The sequence below is a fragment of the Gardnerella sp. C0684A1 genome (assembly GCF_055326835.1).
The window spans coordinates 277239-284362 of record NZ_JBLTSX010000003.1 but is presented as its reverse complement, the minus strand read 5'-3'; the positions used below and the strand labels follow the sequence as shown (position 1 = coordinate 284362).

Here is a 7124-nt window from a genome sequence, read left to right as displayed (position 1 = left end):
TGATTTCCAGAGTATCAGTATCGGCTGCTGGTGTTACCTCAACGGAACCATCGTCTTTAGGCGTGACGGTTGGAGCAGCTGGAGTAGTTGCTGGAGTAGTTGGGTTGTTTCCGGCTTTACCAGTGGTTTCGCTGGAAGTGTTGTTACCCTTCTTATCTACAGCTTTTACATCACTACCGTCTTTGACTTTGTTTGCTGGAATAGTGACTTTACCAGTGTTTTCGTCAACGGTTACGCCGTCTGGAGTGTTATCACCCTTCTTCCACTTACCGTTTTCTTTCTTAACAGTGAAGTTGGTTGGATTGGTGTTTTCACCTTCTGGCGTATAAGTGATTTCCAGAGTATCAGTATCGGCTGCTGGTGTTACCTCAACGGAACCATCGTCTTTAGGCGTGACGGTTGGAGCATCTGGCTTCACGGTTATGGTTAGAGTTGCGGTGCTGGTTTTTCCTGCCGAGTCGGTTACAGTGAAGGTTAGCTTATGTGTGCCAGCTTCCTTCGGCTGCATGTTCTTAACAGTAAGATCCAACACTTGTTTCTGATCAGTGTCAGTGGTTTTTGAAACACTCGCACGACCACTAAGGATATCAGCATCTTGAAGCAGATTGGCGCTCTTTAGCGCGTCTATATAGTTGATTTCTTTAACCTTCACATCATCTGTAGCAACAATGTGAATCTTCAGATCTTGCCCAACTGCTACAGACGATGAATCAGCGGTAGCAGTAATTGTTGGTTTTTGAGTATCCTTAGGCTTGGTAGCTTGTTTTGTATCACTGTTTTCTGAAGTTAGGTTAAACCCTTTAGTTTTCCCTTTAGGACCCGTTTCATCAGGCTTCGTTACAGTCGTTGTTGCATACACGTTGCCTTCAGGAATTCCATCCTTAACTGTAATCTCCGCTTTATCACCGTTAATCGTTGTAGTAGAGCCGATTTCATTGCCATTTTTATCAAACAGTTTAACTGTTGTAGTAATCTTATCGTCAGTAGGAATGCCGCTTCCAACAGTTACTGTTACTTTCTGCCCTTTCTTTCCAGCAAGATTAGCCAGATTAGTGTCGATAACTGGCTTCTTTGGTTTAACATTGATGGTTACAACTGGTTTTGTTATACTCGTGGAATTATCGGAGTATGTTCCCTTAATACTATGGGTAAATACGCCAACTGTATCAAATGCACCAGCTTTATCAGTTTTTGGAGCAGTGCCGTTCCACTTTAATGTTGGTTGTTTGTCAAGCTTGTCTCCGTCTTTAATCTCAACAAGTTCTTTCAATTCCGGTAATTTATCACCAACGGTAACATTAATGGTTCTACCGGTAATAGGATGTTCGTCAGCAAGTGTTTTCTTTTTAACTATGACTTTACCTTTGCGTGTGGTAACGTTGCCAGAGCCATCCTCGGAAGTAATGGTTACTTCCTTGCCGTTCATGTCATTAGTAACAGTGATCTCGTCTGATGGAAGCGGTGTGTTTTCGCTTCCAACACCTTGCTTGGTTATAGGAGTGTCCGTTAAACCAGAAATGCTAAACTTCTCAATATAACCCTTGTCATCAGTGGTAGTGAAGCTTAGTTTATCGCCTTCCTTGAGTTTAATGGTCTTAGTTTTGTTGGCGATTTCCTTGCCATTGTAATAAATTTTTGGCGCTATGCTGTCGGTTTTATTGCGCCCTAATTTACCATCTTTGTCTTCATCGTTTTCTGGGTCTCTACCAGAAATAACTGTGTATGCAGAATTTGTAGTTTTTCCCCAAGAACCACTATTTGCCCATGTCCATGCGTTTTGAATGTTTGCATACTTGTCGTTATAATTGCCTGCGTTTTTATTAATAGCTCCTGGACGAAGCTTTAATTCTGCATGCATATGATACGCAACATCGTCATACGGTTTAGCAACTGTTATACCCAAACCGTAATTTTTGTTATACTGCGAACCATTATTAAAAGCATACAATGCTTGATCTCCAGCCATTCGACTAATGAGTGGTTCATTTCCGTTTTCATGGAAGATTTGACCTAAATCGGTATAAAGTTTATCACCAGGATTAAGTCCTATACCTACCTGATAAAGAGCATAATCATCTTTGCCAAAATGCTTATCTTTTTGTCTCATGTTAGGTACCGAGAATGATAGGGAATCATCTTTCTCAAAAGCTTCCGGATCCTGCGACAGAATGTGACCTTCTTTTCCTTTTTTCGGTCTGTACGCATCGTATTTAAGATTAGTAACCGTATCAGATTTATATAGTCCATTTTGATCCAAGTCTGCAATTGCATATGGTACCTGCCATAAGTACCATTGCTTGTTAGATTTATCTACCATTGACTTAGCATTGTTGTTGAAGAAAACATCGAAAATAAGATAATCAGAGTCGCCACGTGTTTCCACATGTGCATACATAGCTGTTTTATCATTAACAGTTTTCCAATTCTTATCAGACCCTTCCTCGTCTGATTTTATTTCTGTCGCATCGCTGTTTCTACCGCGTAATCTTCTAAATTCAAGAATATTTGGATGCTGCAACCAAGGTTTCTTTTCGCCTAGTGGAACATATTCACGATCTTGATACACAGGATCGGCGGCTTTCGTAAGACTTTTAGCTGTTGCAGTGTACGTTGGTGTAGGAATTGTGTTTGCCGTAACAGCCATTGCAGGCTGGCTGCCTAAGCAGGTTGCTGCTGTCAACAAAGCAGCCATTGTTGCTAACGGAAGCGTGTGTACTTTGTGTGCAGAACGCTTTTTAGAAGATTTTGATGATGATGTATGTTTCGAAGGATTAGCGGTAGTCATAACAATCTCCTTAATTTTCCCTAATCTTTAACGAATTTTTAAACAAATAAATAGAGCGAATTCTATGACAAATCTCTCCAATGCCAGTAATAAAACTCTCTATTTAAACGGGTCTACTTAAAATTCTATCATTTTTGTTATTTTTTATAATATTTTTCAGTTTGAAATTAGTTTAGACTGTAAAATTTCCCACGGGGGGGGGGGGGTGCTATAAATGAAAATTTCTTGCAAAATGTTATAACAATATAATTTTTAATAAAATTTCTTATTATTTTCGTAATCTGTAATACGTCTTATGCTGTGTCGCAGATATGTGATTGGGTATTTTCTAAACAAATGTTTATTAGTGTTGGAAATGTCATGACCATCGTTTGAAGATGCTGAGCATTAGAAAGTATATACTCTAGTTTCTTAATTCTTGGATACGATGCAATTTGCGCGACGAAATACGCGATCTAAAGAAAGAGTTGCGTCAAATAGAGGCAGCTAATAAGTGATGATAATAAGTGAGCTAGTAAGTGATGCTAATAAATAGTTTCGTGACTCTTGTGAGTTTCGCGTATAGGTCACAATTTGCTGGTACACTAGACACGGAAATTGGGTATTACCCATAAAAAATAAACAAACAAGGAAATAGGCAAAACATTATGAGAAAAGCCAAAATCGTTGATACTATCGGACCAGCTACCGAATCGTTGGAAGGCATTACCAAGCTCGTTGAAGCGGGTATGGATGTTGCTCGTCTTAACCGTTCGCACGGCACTCCTGAGGATCATTTGCGCGTGTACAACAATGTGCGTGCTGCATCTAAGTCTACTGGCCGTAATGTAGCTGCCCTTGTTGATTTGCAAGGTCCAAAGATTCGTTGCGGTTGGTTCAAGAAGAACGCTGAGGGCGAAGATAAGGTTTATTTGGAAGAAGGCCAAGAGTTCGTCATTACTACTGATGATATCGAGGGTGATGAGCATCGCACTTCTACCACATTTAAGGGCTTGCCAGGTGATTGCCATGCAGGTGATCCAATTCTTATTGATGATGGTAAGGTTCGTCTTGAGGTAACCAAGGTTGAAGGAAACAACGTTCATACTAAGGTTGTTGTTGCAGGTCCAGTTTCCAGCCACAAGGGTATTAATCTTCCAGGTGTTGCCGTATCTCTTCCAGCTTTGACTGAGAAGGATGAGGCTGATCTTCGTTGGGCAATCCGTACTGGTGCTGACATTATTGCAATGTCCTTCGTACGTTTTGCAAGCGATATTGATCGTGCTCATGAAATTATGGACGAAGAAGGTCGTCGTATTCCGATCGTTGCTAAGATTGAAAAGCCACAGGCTGTTGAGAACTTGGAAGAGATCGTGAAGACCTTCGATGGCATTATGGTTGCTCGTGGTGATATGGCTGTAGAAATGCCACTCGAGCAGGTTCCGCTTGTTACAAAGCGTTGCATCGAGCTTTCTCGTCGTTATGCAAAGCCAGTAATCGTTGCTACTGAAGTTCTTGGAACTATGGTTAATTCTCCTGTTCCAACTCGTGCAGAGGCTTCTGATTGCGCTAATGCTGTTCTCGATGGTGCTGACGCAACAATGACTTCTAACGAAACTGCTGTTGGTAAGTATCCAGCTGTAACTGTTCAGACTATGTCTCGCATTTCTCAGTATGCTACTGAAAATGGTTACGATCGTATCCCAACAGTTGAGCTTGATATGTCTTGCACTGGCGCTGTGTCTTCTGCTGCAGTAGATTTGGCTGAAAAGTTAAATGCTAAGGCTATCATTGCTTACACTCAGACCGGTTGCACTGTTCATCGCATTTCTCGTGAACGTCCAGCTGCTCCAATCTACGGTTTGACTAATAACGAGCATACTTATCACTGGCTTGCTTTGAGCTGGGGCACTGAAGGCTTCCTTATCGATGAGGATTACCACAATATGAATCGTCATGAGCTTATGACTTTCACTGACAAGGTTCTTCGTGAAGCTGGTAAGGTTGCTGACGGCGACAAGATCGTTGTCTTGAGCACTGCTCAGGGTGAGCGTCAGGCTGGTCGCACAGATTCCATCTACGTACACACTGTAGGTGCTTGCGACTAATTTTGCAGCTTACTTTGCTAATAAGTTACGTTTATATTAGTTTTTCTAATTCGTAACTTGTGCGGCTTATGTTTAGATTATTTATTGCGCGCTTCCTGCTTAATGCGGGTTGCGCGCAATATCTTGTTCTAAACATTTATTTGCGACACGCTCAAAATATGCTAAGTATTTGCATATTGTTCAAAGTGTGGTATAGTCAACAAGTCGCGCAAAAACGCGGAAAATTTAAAATGCCCCTGTATCCCAATTGGTAGAGGAAACAGCCTCAAAATCTGTGCAGTGTGAGTTCGAGTCTCACCGGGGGCACGTGCACAACGTCACTTAGCTTGCTGAGTGACGTTTTTCTATATTTTTCAGATTTATGCGAGCATAAAGTATTATAATTATCCATAGTGTGACTGTTGCGAGTAATACTCTGCTTTGTCTTGCTTGAAAGGAACGAAGATGATCCGTCGTGCAAAATATGCTATTAATTTAACGGTAGTAAAATCTAAATGCTTACGAGTCGGAAGCATGTGTGTGCGTAATCTATTTTCTACAGTCTGCGCATTGCTTTCTGCAGTAGCAACAATAGTTATGAGCGTAATGTTCATAGCACCAACGCATGCTTCGGCATCATCTGGTATAAATGGTCTACCTCCTAAAGGCGTTATAGTTACTGCTTTTCAACAAAATTGGCGTAGTGTTGCTAAAGAATGTAAAGAAACGTATGGACCCGAAGGTGTGAAGTATGTGCAAGTTTCTCCTCCTGAAGATCATATAAAAGGTAAAGCTTGGTGGACTTCATATCAGCCTGTGAGTTATTCGCTTAATTCTAAACTCGGTACTGAAAAAGAATTTAAGAAGATGGTTACTACTTGCAAGGCTTCTGGTGTTGGAATTATTGTAGATGCGGTTATTAACCATACTACTGGTTTTGATAATAAAGACACTGTTGGCGTTGGTGGAAGTAAGTATGATGCTGCTGCTCAAAGTTATCCGGATGCAGGATATACGAAGGATGATTTTCATCAAATAGATAGAAATATTTATACGTATAATAAGGCTGAAGTTGTGTGGAATTATCGTCTTGTTGGTTTGCTTGATTTGGATACTTCTAAGCCTCATGTGCAGCAAATTCTTGGAAAATATTTTGCGAAGCTTCTTAAAATTGGAGTGGCAGGTTTTCGTGTTGATGCTGTAAAACATATGTCTCCAAAAGATGTTGAAGGTATTAAGGATGCTGCAGCTAAGGAAGCTGGTACTACACCGGATAAGATCTGGTGGATGCAAGAAACTATTGGTGATACAAATGGTGCTAAAGAAGATCAACCTGATAAATATCTTAAAACGGGTGAAGTTGATGAATTTAATTATTCGTACCGTTTGCGTAATTATTTCTACGGCTCAATAGAGAATTTGCACCATATTACAGACAGTTTAATTCCAAACGATAAGGCTGCGATATTTGTTACTAATTGGGATACTGAGCGTGATGGTGATACTAAAACGCTTAGCTATAAAGATGGTACTAAATATGAACTTGCTAATGCTTTTATGCTAGCGTACCCGTATGGTACTCCTAATGTCTATTCTGGATACAAGTTTTCTTCTAGAGACGAAGGCGCTCCTGGTGCAACGGAAACTTCTATTCCTGATGTTAGTTGTTCTAAAGAATCAACTTGGCAGTGTACTCAGCGTTTAACTTCGATTCGTGGAATGATTGGATTCTACAATGCTGTTAAGGGTACAAAAGTAACAAATTGGCAGGATGACAATGATAATAACATTGCTTTTAGCCGTGGTAATAAAGGTTTTTTGGCTATTAATAATACGGAAAAACCTAAATATGTAAGCTATAAAACAGATTTACCTGATGGTGAGTATTGCAACGTTTATGTATCACGGAATTGCAGTAAAACAGTACGCGTAGATAATGGAAAAGTTGAAACCACTATTCCTGCAAATTCTGCTATAGCTTTGCACTCTAATGCTGTTAAAAGCTTGGGCAGTTCGTTATTAAGCAGTTCTCGTAAGTACATGGTTGTGATTGTCTGCTCAATTGTTTTTGTTCTGTGCGTTCTCGCTATTGGAGTAAGAGCAAAGTTAAGAATGAAAAAAATTAAATCAGATCTTAAGGAGAACGTTTAAAATTTTTTAAGATTGTTGATTCTTTGGTTTTGCTGCTCTTGCTTAGTTGTGAGAGCAGCTTTTTATTTAGTTAAGTTTCGTTTTAGGTGTGATATTTTTCTTTATTATTTTGATTAATCTAC

General features: G+C 40.1%; 2 protein-coding genes, 1 tRNA gene and 1 pseudogene. 3 read left to right on the top strand and 1 reads right to left on the bottom strand.

What is annotated here, in order from left to right; genetic code table 11:
* Nucleotides 1–2785: pseudogene (locus ACNEUN_RS04440) on the bottom strand (hypothetical protein); the annotation flags it as partial.
* A gap of 647 nt (nt 2786–3432) precedes the next feature.
* On the opposite strand from ACNEUN_RS04440, the gene pyk reads away from it, so the two are divergent.
* From pyk to ACNEUN_RS04425, 3 genes are all read left to right on the top strand, one after another.
* The gene (gene pyk / locus ACNEUN_RS04435) at nt 3433–4872 is read left to right on the top strand and encodes a pyruvate kinase (protein WP_463631083.1); all 1440 of its coding nucleotides are present in this window, start codon (nt 3433–3435) and stop codon (nt 4870–4872) included.
* 232 nt (nt 4873–5104) lie between these two features.
* Nucleotides 5105–5178, top strand: a tRNA-Leu gene (locus ACNEUN_RS04430).
* Nucleotides 5179–5457: 279 nt separating this feature from the next.
* Nucleotides 5458–7002, top strand: a complete 1545-nt coding sequence (locus ACNEUN_RS04425; protein WP_463631107.1) for an alpha-amylase — start codon at nt 5458–5460, stop codon at nt 7000–7002.
* Nucleotides 7003–7124: the final 122 nt, after the last annotated feature.